Annotated in this window: 15 protein-coding genes; 5 read left to right on the top strand and 10 right to left on the bottom strand. The window is 69.4% G+C overall.

Features of this window, described 5'->3' with window-relative positions:
* Nucleotides 1–29: 29 nt before the first annotated feature.
* Genes AC1MBW_RS11060 through AC1MBW_RS11045 form a run of 4 tightly spaced genes read right to left on the bottom strand, consistent with a single transcriptional unit; the run spans nt 30 to nt 4,122 of the window.
* Complete coding sequence (locus AC1MBW_RS11060; protein ID WP_480024501.1) at nt 30–1,325, bottom strand: citrate synthase; 1,296 nt, start codon at nt 1,323–1,325, stop codon at nt 30–32.
* A 16-nt stretch (nt 1,326–1,341) separates the two neighbouring features.
* Complete coding sequence (gene dapC / locus AC1MBW_RS11055) at nt 1,342–2,442, bottom strand: succinyldiaminopimelate transaminase (protein WP_054145329.1); 1,101 nt, start codon at nt 2,440–2,442, stop codon at nt 1,342–1,344.
* Between the two features lie 10 nt (nt 2,443–2,452).
* The gene (fdxA, locus tag AC1MBW_RS11050) at nt 2,453–2,779 is read right to left on the bottom strand and encodes a ferredoxin (protein ID WP_043595461.1); all 327 of its coding nucleotides are present in this window, start codon (nt 2,777–2,779) and stop codon (nt 2,453–2,455) included.
* On the bottom strand, nt 2,776–4,122 hold the full coding sequence (locus AC1MBW_RS11045; RefSeq protein ID WP_480024500.1) for a PIG-L family deacetylase: 1,347 nt from the start codon (nt 4,120–4,122) through the stop codon (nt 2,776–2,778). The genes fdxA and AC1MBW_RS11045 overlap by 4 nt, the downstream gene beginning before the upstream one ends.
* A gap of 183 nt (nt 4,123–4,305) precedes the next feature.
* Here AC1MBW_RS11045 and efeU point away from each other — a divergent pair, with 183 nt between their 5' ends.
* The 3 genes from efeU to efeB are packed head-to-tail and all read left to right on the top strand — an operon-like array spanning nt 4,306 to nt 7,684.
* Nucleotides 4,306–5,205, top strand: a complete 900-nt coding sequence (efeU, locus tag AC1MBW_RS11040; RefSeq protein ID WP_480024499.1) for an iron uptake transporter permease EfeU — start codon at nt 4,306–4,308, stop codon at nt 5,203–5,205.
* Entirely contained in the window at nt 5,202–6,398 is a 1,197-nt protein-coding gene (gene efeO / locus AC1MBW_RS11035) for an iron uptake system protein EfeO (protein ID WP_480024498.1), read from the top strand. Before efeU ends, efeO begins: the two co-directional genes overlap by 4 nt.
* Nucleotides 6,395–7,684, top strand: a complete 1,290-nt coding sequence (gene efeB / locus AC1MBW_RS11030) for an iron uptake transporter deferrochelatase/peroxidase subunit (protein WP_480026105.1) — start codon at nt 6,395–6,397, stop codon at nt 7,682–7,684. The genes efeO and efeB overlap by 4 nt, the downstream gene beginning before the upstream one ends.
* Before the next feature lie 54 nt (nt 7,685–7,738).
* Here efeB and AC1MBW_RS11025 read toward each other — a convergent pair whose 3' ends face one another.
* Nucleotides 7,739–8,254 carry a hypothetical protein gene (locus tag AC1MBW_RS11025; protein WP_152970428.1) on the bottom strand — a complete coding sequence of 172 codons (516 nt, stop codon included), beginning with the start codon at nt 8,252–8,254 and terminating at the stop codon, nt 7,739–7,741.
* Between the two features lie 121 nt (nt 8,255–8,375).
* On the bottom strand, nt 8,376–10,286 hold the full coding sequence (typA, locus tag AC1MBW_RS11020; RefSeq protein WP_480024497.1) for a translational GTPase TypA: 1,911 nt from the start codon (nt 10,284–10,286) through the stop codon (nt 8,376–8,378).
* 212 nt (nt 10,287–10,498) lie between these two features.
* Between typA and AC1MBW_RS11015 the strand changes: the two genes are divergently transcribed.
* On the top strand, nt 10,499–10,726 hold the full coding sequence (locus tag AC1MBW_RS11015) for a hypothetical protein (protein WP_480024496.1): 228 nt from the start codon (nt 10,499–10,501) through the stop codon (nt 10,724–10,726).
* Between the two features lie 70 nt (nt 10,727–10,796).
* Here the strand turns inward: AC1MBW_RS11015 and AC1MBW_RS11010 are convergent, their stop codons facing one another.
* The 4 genes from AC1MBW_RS11010 to AC1MBW_RS10995 all read right to left on the bottom strand — a co-directional run bounded on the left by AC1MBW_RS11010 (nt 10,797) and on the right by AC1MBW_RS10995 (nt 16,195).
* The gene (locus AC1MBW_RS11010; protein ID WP_054147594.1) at nt 10,797–12,554 is read right to left on the bottom strand and encodes a dipeptide ABC transporter ATP-binding protein; all 1,758 of its coding nucleotides are present in this window, start codon (nt 12,552–12,554) and stop codon (nt 10,797–10,799) included.
* Nucleotides 12,551–13,504 (bottom strand): ABC transporter permease, encoded by a 954-nt coding sequence (locus AC1MBW_RS11005; protein ID WP_043595470.1) that lies wholly within the window; start codon nt 13,502–13,504, stop codon nt 12,551–12,553. The genes AC1MBW_RS11010 and AC1MBW_RS11005 overlap by 4 nt, the downstream gene beginning before the upstream one ends.
* Nucleotides 13,494–14,423, bottom strand: a complete 930-nt coding sequence (locus tag AC1MBW_RS11000) for an ABC transporter permease (protein ID WP_043595472.1) — start codon at nt 14,421–14,423, stop codon at nt 13,494–13,496. Before AC1MBW_RS11000 ends, AC1MBW_RS11005 begins: the two co-directional genes overlap by 11 nt.
* Nucleotides 14,424–14,572: 149 nt before the next feature.
* The gene (locus tag AC1MBW_RS10995; protein WP_054147595.1) at nt 14,573–16,195 is read right to left on the bottom strand and encodes a peptide ABC transporter substrate-binding protein; all 1,623 of its coding nucleotides are present in this window, start codon (nt 16,193–16,195) and stop codon (nt 14,573–14,575) included.
* Nucleotides 16,196–16,552: 357 nt separating this feature from the next.
* Between AC1MBW_RS10995 and AC1MBW_RS10990 the strand changes: the two genes are divergently transcribed.
* Nucleotides 16,553–17,311 carry a CPBP family intramembrane glutamic endopeptidase gene (locus AC1MBW_RS10990; RefSeq protein WP_054144918.1) on the top strand — a complete coding sequence of 253 codons (759 nt, stop codon included), beginning with the start codon at nt 16,553–16,555 and terminating at the stop codon, nt 17,309–17,311.
* Nucleotides 17,312–17,441: the final 130 nt, after the last annotated feature.

Genomic DNA, 17,441 nt, shown 5'->3' with positions numbered 1-17,441 from the left:
TCCGGCGTCGTACCGATTGCTCGGACGGGCTAGCGGTGCGGCCAGTCACGCTCGGTCGCGCCCAGGTACAACTGCTGGGGGCGGCCGATCTTGGTCGTCGGGTCGGTGTTCATCTCGCGCCAGTGGGCGATCCAGCCGGGCAGGCGCCCGATCGCGAAGAGCACGGTGAACATGCGCGGCGGGAAGCCCATCGCCTTGTAGATGACGCCCGTGTAGAAGTCGACGTTCGGGTAGAGCCTGCGCTCGACGAAGTAGTCGTCGGCCAGGGCGATCCCCTCGAGCTCCATCGCGATGTCGAGCAGGTCGTCTTTCACGCCGAGGGACTCGAGCACCTCGGTGGCGCTCTCTTTGACCAGCTTGGCGCGAGGGTCGTAGTTCTTGTAGACGCGGTGGCCGAAGCCCATCAGCTTGACGCCGGCCTCTTTGTTCTTGACCCGCTCGACGAAACGCTCGACGCCCTGGCCGCTGTCGCGGATCTCGGCGAGCATCTTGAGGACGGCCTCGTTGGCCCCACCGTGCAGCGGCCCGTAGAGCGCGCTGATCCCGGCCGAGATCGACGAGAACATGTTGGCCTGGGTCGAGCCGACGAGGCGCACGGTCGACGTCGACGCGTTCTGCTCGTGGTCTTCGTGCAGGATGAGCAGTCGCTCGAGAGCCTTCGAGAGGACCGGGTCGACCTCGTACGGCTCGGCCATCGTGCCGAAGTTCAGCTTGAGGAAGTTGTCGACGAAACTGAGTGAGTTGTCGGGGTAGAGGAAGGCCTGACCCAGGCTCTTCTTGTGCGCGTAGGCCGCGATGACCGGCAGCTTCGCCAGCAGTCGCACGGTCTGCAACTCGACCTGCTCGGGGTCGTGCACGCTCATGCTGTCTTCGTAGAACGTCGACAGGGCACCGACCGCACTCGACAGCACCGACATCGGGTGCGCGTTGTGCGGCAGGGCGTCGAAGAAGCGGCGCAGGTCTTCGTGCAGCAGCGTGTGCCGCCGGATGCGCGCGTCGAAGTCGGCGAGCTGGTCGGGGGTGGGCAGTTCGCCGTAGATCAACAGCCAGGCCGTCTCGAGGTAGGTCGAGTTCTCGGCGACTTGTTCGATCGGGTAGCCCCGGTAGCGCAGGATGCCCTGATCACCGTCGATGTAGGTGATCGTGCTTCGGGCGTTGGAGGTGTTCACGAACCCCGTGTCGAGGGTCGTGTAACCGGTCTGCTTGGTGAACGTCGAGATGTCGATCGACGAGGCACCTTCGGTGCTCGCGACGATCGGGAACTCGGCTGTTCCCCCCGGGAACTGCAGCGTGGCCTTCTGGGCGTCGTTGGCAGTGTCAGTCACCCGGTCAGCCTAGCGGTCAGCTGCCGAGTCGCCCCACGGCGGCGTCGATGCGCTCGTCGGTCGTCGTGAGCGCCACGCGGACGTGACGACCGCCGGCCGGCCCGTAGAACGACCCGGGGGCGACGAGCACTCCGCGCTCGGCGAGCCAGGCCACCGTGACCCAGGCGTCCTCGTCTCGCGTGGCCCAGAGATAGAGCCCGGCTTCGCTGTGGTCGATGCGGAACCCGGCTGCCTCGAGGGCGGGCAGGAGGCGCGCTCGGCGGGCCGCGTACCGCGCCTTCTGCTCGACCACGTGGACCTCGTCGGCCAATGCGACCACCATGGCCTGTTGCACCGGGGCCGGCGGCATGAGCCCTGCGTGCTTGCGCACGGCGAGCAGCTGACCGACGACGTGGTCGCAGCCCGCGACGAAACCCGCGCGGTACCCGGCGAGGTTGGACTGCTTGCTGAGGGAGTAGACGGAGACGACGCCGCGGAGGTCGTCACCCACGACGCGGGGGTCGAGGATGCAGGGCGTAGGACGATCGGCCCAGTCGCCCGTCCACCCCAGCTCGGCGTAGCACTCGTCGCCGGCGATCACGGCACCGAGTTCGCGTGCACGGGCCACGGCCGCACGCAGGCCCTCGACGCCGAGCACGGCTCCGTCGGGGTTGCCCGGGCTGTTCAGCCAGACCAGCTTCGTCGACGCGGGCCACTCGGCCGGGTCGTCGGAGGCGAGGGCCGTCGCCCCGACGAGGGCGGCACCGAGCGCGTAGGTCGGGTAGGCGTTCGTCGGATGGACCACCGTGTCGCCCGGGCCGATGCCGAGCCAGAGGGCCATGCCGGCGATGAGTTCTTTGGAGCCGATGGTGGGCAGCACGTTCGCGTCGCCGAGCCCGGTGACTCCGCGGCGCCGCTCGTACCACTCGGCGATGGCCGACCGCAGGGCCGGGGTGCCGGCCACCTGAGGGTACGAGTGGGCGTCGGTCGCGACGGCCAGGGCCTCGCGGACGACGTCGGGCGTCGGGTCGACGGGCGAGCCGACGCTGAGGTCGACGATGCCGCCGGGGTGACGCCTGGCGGTCGCCGCGTACGGCACCAGGGCGTCCCAGGGGAACTCGGGCAGGTCGAGTGCCACGGAGGCCGACCTAGGCGCCGGCGCCCTGAGGGGGCAACGCCGAGATCACGGGGTGGTCCTTGGCGATGACGCCGACCTTGGCCGCGCCGCCGGGCGAACCGATCTCGTCGAAGAACTCGACGTTGGCCTTGTAGTACTCGGCCCACTTGTCGGGCAGGTCGTCTTCGTAGTAGATGGCCTCGACGGGGCACACCGGCTCGCACGCACCGCAGTCGACGCATTCGTCGGGGTGGATGTAGAGCGAGCGTTCGCCCTCGTAGATGCAGTCGACGGGGCATTCGTCGATGCAGGCACGGTCTTTGACATCGACACAGGGAAGTGCGATCACGTACGTCACGTCTGGGGGGTTCCCTTCGCGTCGGGCAGGGCGTCCAGCCTATCGTCTGCCGGCTGTGCCTCGACCGAGGAGGCGCGGGTCGAGCCGCCGGACGGCGTCGCGCCCCCGGCGACCGGGCCCCGCAACCGCGGCCAGCCGAGCACCACGAGGCAGATCAGGAACACCCCGCCGAGCCAGACCAGGGCGGGCGTGTTGTCGGGCACGAGGATCGACCCGCCCGGACTCGCCTGCCACAGGACCACGAGCGCCCCGAGCAGCCCGACGGCGGCGGCGCCGGCCATGGCCCGCGAACCGAAGACCGAGCGGAGACCGGCGAGGAGCGTGAGGCTCATCAGCAGCGCGAGCACGAGCCCGGACCAGACCGGCGAGCCGGCGACGGTGATCGTCGACTGGTGCATCACGGTGCCGATGGTGCCGAACACGGCCCCGGCGGCGAGCGCCAGCACGAGCGCGGCGACGCGACCGCCCGTCGTCATCTGCGCCATCTCGGAGGCGCCCCCGTCGGCCGTCGGCTCGGGCACGAAGCGGAACGACTCGCGGACCGTCACGGGCTCGACGACCCCGTGGGGGAAGCGGATGCCGGCTCGGCCGCCCGGGAGGTCGACCACCTCGACCTGGCTGCGGTGGTCGCGCAGCGCCGCGAGCTTACGGGGTGCGACGTGCCGGGCGTCCATCGTGAGCACGGTGTCGTCGGTGGCGAGGGCCTCGGCTTCGGCGCCCTCGGCCGACTCGGCGCCGGCCACGATCGCGAAGAACGGCACGCCGACGAGTCGCGCGGCGCGCACGGCGACCCGGTTGGCCCGGACGTGGTCGGGGTGGTGGTAGCCGCCGTCCTCGTCGTAGCTGATGATCGCGGTCGGGCGCACGGACTGCACGACGGCCGACAGGTCGCTCACGACCTCGCCGAACTCGGCGGCGCAGAAGGCCGCGGGGTGCAGGTCGGGCGTCGGCCCGGCCACGCCGTCCGACCGCCAGACCATGCCGCTGTCGCGGTAGGCCCGTTCGGGGAGGCCGGGCGTGCGGGCTCCGGGCGAACCGAGGAACCGGTGGTCGTCGACGCCGAGGTCGTGCATGGCGGCGGCGATCTCGCCCTCACGGTGGACGGCGAGGGCGGCCTGGTCGTCTCGGAGGACGGCGAGGTCGTCGGGGATGACCTCGCCCAGCTCACCTCGGGTGCAGGTCACCACGGTGACGGCGGCACCGGCCTCGACCAGCGCGGCGATCGTGCCACCCGTGGTGATGGTCTCGTCGTCGGGATGGGCGTGGACGAAGAGCACGCGCTCGAGCCGCGGGTCGCCGGCGGTCGAGGGCGACGCGGGCGTCGGCGAGGCGGAGGAGTTCATCACTGGACAGGATATGCCGCGCCGCACTACTGTCGGTCTGGCTCAGGGTGCCCTAAGTGAGGTTAGCCTAACCATACCAGGCCGTTCGGTCCCGTTCCGGCCCGGCCCGGCGTCGTCCACCGTGAGCCCGATCCCGCCCCTGCTCGACGACGAGCTCCACTCCCCTCCGAGAAAGCCGTCCCCGTGCTCGCCAACTACCTCATCGGACTCCGAGAGGGCCTCGAGGCCGCTCTCGTGGTCGGCATCCTCATCGCCTACGTGGTCAAGATCGGCCGGCGCGACGTCCTCCCCCGCCTCTGGCTGGGCGTCGGCGCCGCGGTCGTCCTCTCCCTCGGACTCGGCGCCGTGCTGACCTTCGGCACCTACGGGCTCACCTTCCAGGCCCAAGAGGTCATCGGCGGCGGACTCTCGATCGTGGCCGTGGGCTTCGTCACCTGGATGGTCTTCTGGATGGCCCGGACCGCTCGCGGCCTGCGCGGCGAACTCGAGTCGGGCCTCGACCGGGCGCTCGTCGGCGGTGCCGGGGCGATCGTCGCCCTGGCCTTCCTCTCGGTCGGGCGCGAGGGCATCGAGACCGCCCTCTTCGTCTGGGCCACGGTGCAGTCGACCGGCGGCGGCGCGACGCCGCTGGTGGGCGCCCTGCTCGGCATCCTCACGGCGGTCGCGATCCAGGTGGCGATCTACCGCGGCGTGGTCCGCCTCGACGTCGCCCGGTTCTTCCGGGTGACCGGCTACTTCCTCGTCGTCGTCGCGGCGGGCGTCCTCGCCTACGGGGTGGGCGACCTGCAGGAGGCGTCCGTGTTGCCGGGCCGCGCCTCCCTGGCTTTCGACGTGAGCGCGGCGGTGCCGCCGACCAGCTGGTACGGCACCCTGCTGCAGGGACTCGTCAACTTCACGCCGACACCGAGCTGGCTGCAGGTCGTCGTCTGGCTCGCCTACCTCGCCGTCGTCGTCCCGTTCTTCGTGCGGGCGACCCGCCGCCGTCGCCCCGGCACCCCGAGCACGTCCGACCCGTCCACGACCCGCGGCACCTCCGCCTCCCCGACCGCCCCGTCCCCCCGCACCGCAGGAGCATCCCGATGACCGCCAGCCCCCTCCGCCCCCTCGCCGTCGCCTCGGGCGTCGCCGCGCTCGCACTGGCCCTGACCGGGTGCGTCGCGAACGCCCCCGCCGGCTCCTCCGCGGCCACCGCCGTGACCGTCGACGGCTCCGACGACTCGTGCTCGCTGTCGACGACCTCGGTGCCGAGCGGCCCCGTCACGTTCACCATGACGAACACCGGCAGCGACAACAGCGAGTTCGAGCTGCTCGCCGACGACGGCCTCCGCATCATCAGCGAGAAGGAGAACATCGGCCCCGGCACCACGGCCTCGATGACGGTCTCGGTGCCGGCCGGCGACTACTGGACCGCCTGCGTGCCGGGGCTCGTCGGAGAAGGTGTGCGCGCCTCCTTCACGGTGACCGACTCGGGCACGGCCGTCGAGGCCACGGGCACCGAGAAGCAGCAGATCGACGCCGCGGCGACGGCCTACGTCGGCTACGTCAAGGACCAGACCGGGCAGCTCGTCACGGCCACCGACGAGTTCCTCGCCGCGTACACCGCCGGCGACGACGAGAAGGCGCGATCGCTCTACCCCTCCGCGCGGGCGCACTACGAGCGCATCGAGCCCGTGGCCGAGTCCTTCGGCGACCTCGACCCGAAGATCGACTTCCGCGAGGCCGACGTCGAGCCCGGCACCGAGTGGACCGGCTGGCACCGCATCGAGAAGGACCTCTGGCAGCCTTCGGCGGCAGACGACGGAGGCGCGGCGTACGTCCCCCTGACGGCCGACGAACGCACGCACTACGCCGACCTGCTGACGACCGACACGAAGGACCTCTACGACGAGGTCACGGCGAGCGACTTCACCGTCGGCATCGACACGATCGCCAACGGCGCGGTCGGCCTGATGGACGAGGTGGCCACCGGCAAGATCACCGGCGAGGAGGAGATCTGGTCGCACACCGACCTCTACGACTTCCAGGGCAACCTCGAGGGCGCCCGGGTGGCGTTCGACGGCGTGCGCGACATCGTCGACCAGAAGGACCCCGACCTGGCCACCTCGATCGACACGCAGCTGACGAAGGTCGAGACGCTGCTTGCCGGCTACGGCAGCCTCGACTCGGGCTACCCCTCGTACACCGACCTGACCCACGCCGACAAGAAGAAGCTGTCGGACGCCGTCAACGCGCTCAGCGAGCCGCTGAGCAAGCTGACCTCGGCGCTGGTCGCCTGACGGTGACGGACGGAGGCGGCCTCTCGCGCCGCGGTCTGCTGGGGCTCGTTGGCACGGGCGTCGGGGCCGGCGTCCTGGGTCTCGGGGTCGGCGTCGGCACCGACCGCGCCGTTCAGGCGCACGCCGGCGGGTCGTCCGGGGCCTCGGCGTCGTACCCGTTCTTCGGTCGACACCAGTCGGGCATCGTCACCGCCGCGCAGGACCGCCTGCACTTCGCCTCGTTCGACGTCGCGGACGGCCTCTCCCGCGCCGACCTCGTCGAGCTGCTGAAGGACTGGAGCCACGCGGCGTCGAGACTCACGGCAGGCCTCGACGTCAGCCCGACGGGTGCCACGGGCGGCAGCCTCCTGGCACCGCCGGACGACACGGGCGAGGCCACGGGTCTGCCCGCCGCCGGACTCACGGTCACGATCGGCTTCGGGCCGACCCTGTTCACCACCGCCGACGGCACCGACCGCTTCGCGCTCGCCTCGAAGCGGCCTCCGGCCCTCGTCGACCTGCCGCACTTCTCGGGCGACCAGCTCGTGGCGGCCGCGAGCGGCGGCGACCTCTGCATCCAGGCGTGCAGCGACGACCCCCAGGTCGCGGTGCACGCGATCCGCAACCTCTCGCGGATCGCCTTCGGCCGCGCCTCCTTGCGGTGGTCCCAGCTGGGCTTCGGTAGGACCTCGTCGACCACCCGCGGCCAGACCACGCCTCGCAACCTCTTCGGCTTCAAGGACGGCACGGCCAACGTGAAGGCCGAGGACGTCGCCGCGGTGGACGACGGCGTCTGGGCGACCGCGTCCGACGGCGCGGGATGGATGGACGGCGGCTCGTACCTGGTCGCGCGCAAGATCCGCATGACGATCGAGACCTGGGACCACGCCTCCCTGGCCGAGCAGCAGACGGTCGTGGGCCGCGACAAGGGTGAGGGGGCCCCGCTCTCGGGCGGGACCGAGTTCACGGCGCCCGACTTCGCCGCCGCCGCCTCGACCGGTGGCGGTCCGGCCATCGCGCCCGACTCGCACGTCGCCCTGGCGCACCCGCAAAACAACGACGGGGCCACGCTGCTGCGCCGCGGCTACAACTTCGTCGACGGCAACGACGAACTGGGCCGCCTGAACGCCGGGCTGTTCTTCATCGCGTTCAACCGCGACCCACGGCGGCAGTACGTGCCGATCCAGCAGGCGCTCTCGAGGAACGACCGGATGAACGAGTACGTCAAGCACGTCGGCTCGGCGATCTACGCCGTGCCGCCGGGAGCGTCGGAGGGCGGCTGGGTCGGCGAGACGCTCTTCGGCTGACGCGGTACCCGACGGCTCGGGACGCGCCGAGGCCGAGGGACCCACCCGCAGGGGTCAGACGGACGTGACGACGTACGTGGCGATCGCCTGACCCTCGCTGTCGGTCGAGACGGTGAGCACGACGCGGTACGCGGCGCCGGTGAAGGTGCCGAAGCCGCTCTCGGCGTCGGTGTCGACCCCCGAGGCCGCGAAGCCGGCGGCCTCGAGCTGCTGCTGGGCGACGGCGAACTGGTCGGCGCCCGAGACGGTGATCTGGGCGACCCATCCGGTGCCGTCGGGACCTGCTCCCCCACCACGGGTCGTCCCGGGGACGAGCGGCACCTCGGCCGGGAAGCTCGCGGGCAGGGTGCCGTCGGTCGTGATGCCGGCACCGTTCAGTGCCTCGCCGGCGGCGTCCTCGACGGCCTTCTGCGCGGTGCCCTTGAGGTTCTCGATGCCGCTGTCGACCGCGCCGCCCACGATGTTGTCGACGGGCGAGCCCTCACCGCAGGCGGTGAGACCGGACACGAGGCCGACCGCCAGCGCGAGCGTGGCGGCGGAACGGGCGAGGGTCGTCTTCTGGATCAGCACCCGGTGAGGTTAGCCGTGGTCGCTGGGGGCGGGCGCAGAACGTGCCGACCATGCACGAAGGAGGCGGTCCGCGGTGATGCGGACCGCCTCCTCGGCGGGTGGTGCGGTGCTGCGGTGGTGCTTACGCGTTCTGCTTCTTGAGGCGAGCGGTGCTGCGCTGGCGGGCCGACGCGTCGAGCTCGACCTTGCGGATGCGGATGGCGTCGGGGGTGACCTCGACGCATTCGTCGTCACCGGCGAACTCGAGGGACTCCTCGAGCGACAGCACCTTGGAGGGCGTCATCGACTCGAAGTTGTCGGCCGTCGACTGACGCATGTTCGTCAGCTTCTTCTCTTTGGTGATGTTGACGTCCATGTCGTCGGCGCGCGAGTTCTCGCCCACGACCATGCCCTCGTAGACCTCTTCGGCCGGCTGTACGAAGAACGACATGCGCTCTTGCAGGTTGATGATCGCGAAGGGGGTGACGACACCCGAGCGGTCGGCGATGATCGAACCGTTGGTGCGGGTCGAGATCTCGCCGGCCCAGGGGCCGTAGCCGTGACTGATGCCGTTGGCGATGCCGGTGCCGCGCGTGTCGGTGAGGAACTGCGTGCGGAAGCCGATCAGGCCGCGCGAGGGGACGATGAACTCCATGCGCACCCAGCCCGAGCCGTGGTTCGCCATGTTCTCCATGCGGCCCTTGCGGGCGGCCATCAGCTGCGTGATGGCACCGAGGTACTCGTCGGGCACGTCGATGGTCATGTGCTCGAACGGCTCTTGGAGCTTGCCGTTCTCGTCGCGACGGGTGACGACCTGGGGCTTGCCGACGGTGAGCTCGAAGCCCTCGCGGCGCATCTGCTCGACGAGGATGGCCAGGGCGAGCTCGCCACGACCCTGGACCTCCCACGCGTCGGGGCGTCCGATGTCGACGACCTTGAGGCTGACGTTACCGATCAGCTCGCGGTCGAGGCGGTCCTTGACCATGCGGGCGGTGAGCTTGTGGCCCTTGACCTTGCCGATGAGCGGCGAGGTGTTCGTGCCGATGGTCATCGAGATGGCGGGGTCGTCGACCGTGATGGTCGGCAGCGGCCGCACGTCGTCGGGGTCGGACAGCGTCTCGCCGATGGTGATGGTGTCGAAGCCGGCGACGGCGACGATGTCACCGGGGCCCGCGCTCTCGGCGGGGTAGCGGTCGAGCGCCTTGGTGATCAGCAGCTCGGTGATGCGGGCGTTGACGACCGAACCGTCGGCCTTGACCCAGGCGACCGTCTGGCCCTTCTTCAGCGTGCCGTGGAAGACGCGCAGCAGGGCGAGGCGACCGAGGAACGGCGAGGCGTCGAGGTTGGTCACGTGCGCCTGCAGGGGGTGCTCGTCGTCGTAGGTCGGCGCGGGCACGTGCGTGAGGATCGCGTCGAAGAGCGGCTCGAGGTCGTCGTTGTCGGGCAGCGAGCCGTCGGCGGGCTTGTTCGTCGACGCGGCGCCGTTGCGGCCCGAGGCGTAGACGACGGGCACGTTGAGGATGGCGTCGAGGTCGAGGTCGTCGATCTCTTCGCTCAGGTCGCTGGCGAGGCCGAGCAGCAGGTCTTGCGACTCGGCGACGACCTCGTCGATGCGCGCGTCGGGGCGGTCGGTCTTGTTGACCAGCAGGATGACGGGCAGCTTGGCCGCGAGGGCCTTGCGCAGCACGAAGCGCGTCTGGGGCAGGGGGCCCTCGGACGCGTCGACGAGCAACACCACGCCGTCGACCATCGACAGGCCGCGCTCGACCTCGCCGCCGAAGTCGGCGTGGCCGGGGGTGTCGATCACGTTGATGGTGATCGGGCCGTCGGTCGCGTGCTCGCCGTTGTAGAGCACCGCGGTGTTCTTCGCGAGGATCGTGATGCCCTTTTCGCGCTCGAGCTCGTTCGAGTCCATCATGCGGTCTTCGGTGTCGAAGTGCGCGTCGAAGGAGTTGGTCTGCTTGAGCATGGCGTCGACGAGGGTCGTCTTGCCGTGGTCGACGTGGGCCACGATCGCCACGTTGCGCAGGTCGCTGCGGATGGCAGTCGCCATGGATGTGTTCCTTACGAGAAGAGAGAGGGGGGAAGTGGTCGGGTCAGAGCCCGGCGAAGACAGTCTACGGCACGTGGTAAAGGGACCCCTCCGTCATGGCTTTCCCGAGGGCGAGGGGGACGCTTCCGGTCCCCCACATGACCGCTTGTCACCTTTTCGTCCCGGTGGGAGCGTGAAGTCCTGGGCCACTCGCCCACCGAACGGAGGACACCATGAAGAAGCGCATCGCATCCGTGTTGTTGGGGCTCGGCCTGGTCGCCGGAGCCGTCGCCGCTCCTGCTGCGGCACAAGCGGCGGTCGCCAGCACCTCACCCGGTTACTCGTCCCTGAACGCCTGCAACGCCGGGGCCAAGACGTACCGTCAGGCCGGACTCACGATCACGTCGGCCTGCACGTACTACTCGGGCTCCAAGACCTGGAACTTCACCTACAGCGCCTGACGCCGACCGACGTTCCGCGACCACGAAGGGCCCCGCCGTCCGGCGGGGCCCTTCGTGGTCACGGAACGGCTCAGCGGCCGAACTCGAAGTTCGCGCCCGGGATCGCCTCGAGCAGTTCACGCGTGTACTGCTGGGCCGGGTTTGCGAAGATGTCGTCGGTCGTGCCCGCCTCGACGACGCGACCCTTCTGCATGACGCTGACGTTGTCCGCGATGAGGCGGACGACGGCGAGGTCGTGCGTGATGAAGAGGTAGGTCAGCCCGAGTTCGGTCTGCAGGTCGGTGAGCAGGTCGAGGATCTGCCCCTGGACGAGGACGTCCAGGGCCGAGACCGCCTCGTCGAGGACGATGACGTCGGGCTTGAGCGCGAGCGCCCGGGCCACGGCGATGCGCTGACGCTGACCACCGGAGAGCTCGTTCGGGTACCGGTTGACCGTCGACGCGGGCAGGGACACCTGGTCGAGCAACTCTCGGACGCGGGCCTGACGACTGGAGCGGTCGCCGATGCCGTGTGTGACGAGCGGCTCGGCGATCGTGTTGCCCACGCTGTACATCGGGTCGAGCGAACCGTAGGGGTCCTGGAAGACCGGCTGGACCCGACGTCGGAAGTCGAAGAGGTCTCGGCCCTTCAGCGCTCCGACGCTCTGACCACCGACGGACACGGTGCCCGACGTGATCGACTCGAGCTGGAGCACGAGCTTGGCGACGGTCGACTTGCCCGAGCCGGACTCCCCCACGAGCGCCATCGTCGTGCCCCGCGGGATCGAGAACGACACGTCATCGACGGCCCGCAGGTCGGTCGTCTTGAAGCCACCCTGGCGGATCTTGTAGACCTTCGACAGGTTCGCCACCGAGATGTACTCGGAGTCCTTCTTCCCGGCCTCCTCGCGCTGACGGGCGCGAGCGATGAGTTCGGCGTCGTCGGCCCCCTCGTCGGAGATCTCGAGCCCGTGGGAGTGCGTGGGCGCGATGCTCGACTGGATGCGCTGGCTGGCGAGCGACGGCGCGGCCGCGACCAGCCGCTGCGTGTACGGGTGCTGCGGGTTGGCGAGGATCTCTTTCGACGGCCCCGACTCGACGACGCGACCCTTGTACATGACGACGAGCTTCTCGGCCCGCTCGGCGGCGAGACCGAGATCGTGCGTGATGAAGAGCACCGAGGTGCCGTAGTCGCGGGTCAGGGTCTCGAGGTGGTCGAGGATGCGGCGCTGGACCGTGACGTCGAGGGCCGAGGTGGGCTCGTCGGCGATCAGGAGCTTGGGCCGCGACGACAGGCCGATGCCGATCAGCACACGCTGCCGCATGCCGCCCGAGAACTGGTGCGGGAACTGCTTGAGACGGTCGCCCGCGTCGGCGAGTCCGGCCTCTTTCAGGACGTCGACGGCTCGCTGGCGCACGGCCTGCTTGCCGGTCGCGACACCGTTCGCCCGGATGGCCTCCTCGACCTGGAAGCCGATGCTCCACACGGGGTTGAGGTTCGACATGGGGTCTTGCGGCACGTAGCCGATGTCACGACCGCGGATGGCCTGCATCTCGGAAGCAGTGACCTTCGTGAGGTCCTTGCCCTCGAAGAGGATCTGGCCGCCCGTGACCTCGCCGGTGCCGGGCAGCAGGTCGATGATCGACGTGGCGGTCGTCGACTTGCCCGAGCCGGACTCGCCCACGATCGCCAGGCTCTCGCCCTGACGGATCGTGAGGTCGACCCCGCGCACGGCGTCGACGTACCCGGCCTGCGTCTTGAAGCCGATCTTGAGGCCCTTGATCTCGAGCAGGGGCGTCGACGACGAAGCGGTGCCCGCCGTCTCGGGTCGGGTGGAGGTGTCGGTCATCGACGTGCCCTCGCCTTCGGGTCGAGGGCGTCGCGCACGACGTCGCCCATGAGGAGGAACGACAGCACCGTCACGGACAGCGCCGCGGCGGGCCAGAAGAGGGGCATCGGCGCGACACGGAGAGAGTTGCGCGCCGCGTTGATGTCGTTGCCCCAGGACATGGTGCTCGGCGGCAACCCGATGCCGAGGAACGACAGCGTCGCCTCGGCCACGATGAACGTGCCGAGCGAGACGGTCGCCACGACGATGACCGGGGTGATGGCATTCGGCACGACGTGCCGGACCAGGATGCGGAAGCGGGACACCCCGAGCGCAGCCGAGGCCGTGACGTAGTCGGCCGCACGGGCACTGAGGACCGAACCGCGCATGACGCGCGCGATCTGCGGCCAGGCGAAGACCGACAGCACGAGGGCCACGGTGAGGGGCGTCCGCGTCGGCAGGATCGACATCAGCACGATGGCACCGAGGACGGTGGGGATCGCGAAGAAGATGTCGCCGATGCGCGAGACGACCGCGTCGAGCCATCCACCGTAGAAGCCGGCCAGCGAGCCGATCACGATGCCGACGACCGTGACGATGATCGTCGCGATCAGACCGACGGTGAGTGAGGCACGCGTGCCCCAGACGATGCGGGCGAACACGTCGGTGCCCTGGAACGTGAAACCGAGCAGGTGGCCGGCCGACGGGCCCTCGTTGCTCCGGGGCAGGTCGGCAGCCGTCGGCGAGACGCTCGTGAACAGCCCGGGGAAGAGCGCCACCACGATGACGACGACGATGAGGAACGCCGCGATCCAGAACGTCGGGCGACGCTTCATGGCGTCCCACGCGTCGTTCCAGCTGCTGCGGGGTTTCTCGGACTCGTCGATCGCGTCGACGGCCTTGACGGGCGTCTCGTCGAGATCGGCGACGAAGTGGTCGGCGGACAACGCCGACGAGTCGTTACTTGGCATAGCGGATCCTCGGGTCGAGAAGGGCGTACAGCAGGTCGACGAGGAGGTTGGCGATCATGAAGATGATCACCATCACGGCGACGAACGAGACGACGGTGGGGCCTTCGCCGAGCGTGATCGCCCGGTAGACGGTGCCGCCGACGCCCTGGATGTTGAAGATTCCCTCGGTGACGATGGCACCGACCATCAGCGAACCGATGTCGACGCCGAGGTAGGTGACCACGGGAACGAGCGAGTTGCGCAGGATGTGCACCGTGACGACGCGGCCACGGGTGAGCCCCTTGGCCGACGCGGTGCGCACGAAGTCGGCGCTGGAGTTCTCGGACACGGAGGCGCGGGTCAGCCGGACGATGTAAGCGAACGACACCGAGGCGAGCACGATGGCCGGCAACACCAGTTCGTCCCACGGCGCCTGCGAGCTGACCGTCGTGCGGAACAGGCCGAGCTGGATGCCGAAGACGTACTGCAGCAGGAAGCCGATGACGAACGTCGGCACCGAGATGAGCAGCAGGCTGACGACGAGGGCGCTCGTGTCGAAGAGCTTGCCCTTGCGGAGGCCCGCGATCAGACCGACGACGATGCCGGCGACGGCCTCGAAGAGCAGGGCGAGCATCGCGAGTCGGAACGTGATGGGGAACGCGCGGATCAGCTCGTCGACCACGGGACGACCGGAGAAGGTCGTGCCGAGATCGCCGGTGAACAGGCCGCCGATGTACAGCAGGTACTGCACGATGAACGGCTGGTCGAGGTTGTACTCGGCGCGGATGGCCTCGATGACGGCCGGCGACGGGGTCTTGTCACCGAACAGCGCTGCCACGGGGTCACCGGGCAGCGCGAAGACCATGAAGTAGATGAGGAACGTCGCCCCGAAGAAGACGGGGATCAGTTGGAGGAGCCTGCGTCCGGTGTACCAGAGCATCAGGCTTCCTCGGACGTCTGCGCGTGCATCGTTATCGCAATCGTGTGGAGGGAGGGGTGGGTGGGCCCGCCGAAGGGGCCCGGACAGTGCGAACACTGCCCGGACCCCGTCGAGCGTCGGTCGAGCGCGTGAGCGACGACCTTACTTGGTTACTTGGTGATGTTCTCGTAGATCGGCACGGAGTCCCAGCCGTACTCGACGTTGCTCACCGTGTCGGCCCAGACGCCGTTGACGTTCGCGTACCAGAGCGGGATGATCGGCAGGTCCTTGAGCAGGACCTCCTGGGCCTTCTGGTACGAGGCGTTCGCGTCGTCTACGTCGCTCGCCGCGCTGCCCTCGGCGAGCAGGTCGTCGAACTCGGGGTTCGAGTACTTGCCGTCGTTCGAGCTGCCGTCGGTGGCCATCGTCGGGTACAGGAAGTTGTACAGCGACGGGTAGTCGGCCTGCCAGCCCGAACGGAAGGCGCCGGTCATGGCACCACCCGAGGCGTCGGTGCGGAACTCGGCGAAGGTCGGGTAGGGCTTGCCCTCGGCCTTGATGCCCAACGTCTTGGAGATGTTCGCGGTGACCGCGTCCACCCACTCCTGGTGTCCACCGTCGGAGTTGTAGCCGATGGTGAACGTGGTGTCGCCGTAGGGCGAGATCGCGTCGGCCTGGTCCCAGAGGTCCTTGGCCTTGTCAGCGTCGAACGAGAGGACGCTCTCACCCTCGAGCTTGTCGGTGTAACCGGGGATGACGGGCGAGGTGAAGTCCTTGGCCGGCGTCCGCGTGCCCTGGAAGATGACCTTCGTGACGTCGTCGCGGTTGATGGACATCGAGATGGCCTGACGACGCAGGTTGCCTTCTTCGTCGTCACCGAAGTGCGCCAGGTACTGCGGAATCGTCATGCCCTGGAAGACCGCGGCGGGCTGGTTGACGTTCGTGTCGGGGAAGTCGCTCTGGTACGTCTGGAACGCCGCCGGGCCGATCTGGTCGAGCACGTCGAGGTTGCCACCCTGCACGTCGGCGTAGGCCGAGTCGAGCGAGGTGTAGAAGTTGATGTCGAGCCCGCCGTTCTTCGGCTTGCGGTTGCCGTCGTAGTCGGGGTTCGTCTTCAGCTTGATGCCCTGGTTGTGCGTCCAGGCGCCTTCACCGTCGAGCATGTACGGACCGTTGCCGACCGGGTTCTCGCCGAAGGCGGCGGGGTCGGCGTAGAACGACTCGGGCAGCGGCGAGTAGGCCGAGTAGCCGAGACGCAGGGGGAAGTCGGCCTCGGGGGTGTTGAGCGTGACCGTGAACACGGTCGGGCTCTCGACGGTGAGGTCGAGGTCGCTCTGCGCGGTGTCGCTGTAGCCCTTGAAGTTCTCGAAGAACGAGCTGCCGGACGAGTTCGCGACGTTGTCGAAGCTGGCCGCCCAGTTCCAGGCCTTGGTGAACGACTCGCTCGTGACGTCGGTGCCGTCGGTGAACTTCCAGCCGTCCTTGAGCGTGACGGTCCACACGGTGGCGTCGTCGCTCTCGATGCTGTCGGCGACCTCGTTCTTGGTGGTGCCGTCGGCGTTGTAGCTGACGAGACCGGCGAAGATCGAGGTGACGATGCGGCCACCACCGGTCTCGGTCGTGTTCGACGGGACGAGCGGGTTCTCGGGCTCGGTGCCGTTCGTCTTGATGATCGCGGTAGCGTCACCGGACGACGAGTCGTCGTCCCCGCTGCCGCTGGCGCAACCGGTGAGGACGAGTGCTGCCGTCCCCACGACGGCGACGGCCGACAGGCCCATGCGCGTCTTCTTCAATGTTCCTCCTGATGCGGGAAAGGACGCAGCACTGTGCCCAGGGGCCGTGCCGCGTTGGATGGTGTGAGCCTAGGCACCCTGTTCGGGCATCACCAAACCCCGACGTCAACGGTTACACGACGGAAACCAACTCGCGGGATCATTGCGTCGACGCCCAGTTCGTTGCGTACAGGGCCTGAAGTTCGCATGAATCGGCTGCGAGAAATCCGCCACCTGGCAGGTATTGTTCTCCGCCACCGCTGGAGGCGCGGGTCGGCCCACCCACGCCGGTCCCGTACGATCACCCCCGTGAGCCGCCCCCACGACCCCGCCTCCGCCGTGACACCGCCCGATGCCCTCGCACCGCGCCCGGCCCCGATGACCCGAGCGCGCCTCCGGGTCGAGATCGCGATCGTCCTCGGTCTCTCGCTCGGGGCGTCGGCCGTGTACTCGGTGCTCTCGATCGTGAACCGGCTCACCCAGCAGACCGCGCTGTCGCAGCAGACGGCCACGCTGAACTCGCCGCTGAGCAGTCGCGAATTCTTCGACCTCGCCTACCAGGTGCTCGGCGTGGCGGTGGACCTCGTGCCCGTGCTGCTCGTGGCGTTCCTGCTGTGGCGCGAGGAGCGGCCACACCTGGGCCGGCTCGGCGTCGACTTCTCGCGCGCGGGCCGGGACACCCTCGGTGGCGTCGGCCTGGCCCTCGCGATCGGCATCCCCGGCATCGGCCTCTACCTCGTGGGCAAGGCCCTGGACCTCACGGTCACGGTGGTGCCGACGAACCTCGGCGAGCACTGGTGGACCGTTCCCGTGCTGCTGCTTTCCGCCCTCCGAGCCGGGGTGACGGAAGAGGTGATCGTCGTCGCGTACCTGTTCGCGCGCCTCCGTGACCTCGGCTGGCGGACCTGGCCGATCATCGTGACGGCGGCCCTGCTGCGGGGCAGCTACCACCTCTACCAGGGGTTCGGCGCGTTCGTCGGCAACGTCGTCATGGGCGTCGCGTTCGGTTGGCTCTACGTGCGCTTCGGCCGGGTGCTGCCGCTCGTCGTCGCGCACGTCCTGATGGACGCGGCCGTCTTCGTCGGCTATCCGTGGGCCGCCACCGCCTTCCCGACCCTCTTCGGACTTCCGTCCTGACGCCCCGGCGGGCCGCCCCGGACCGCCACGGCCGGAACTGGGCCTTGACACCCGTCCGGGGGGCGAGTCTGATGTACGCACGGGTCGTAGGGATCCGAGCTAGCCACACAGCGTGAGCTGTCCCCCGGGC

The organism is Frigoribacterium sp. AP1 (assembly GCF_056680555.1).
The sequence above is the reverse complement of the archived record's forward strand: the minus strand, read 5'-3'. Positions and strand labels throughout refer to the sequence as shown.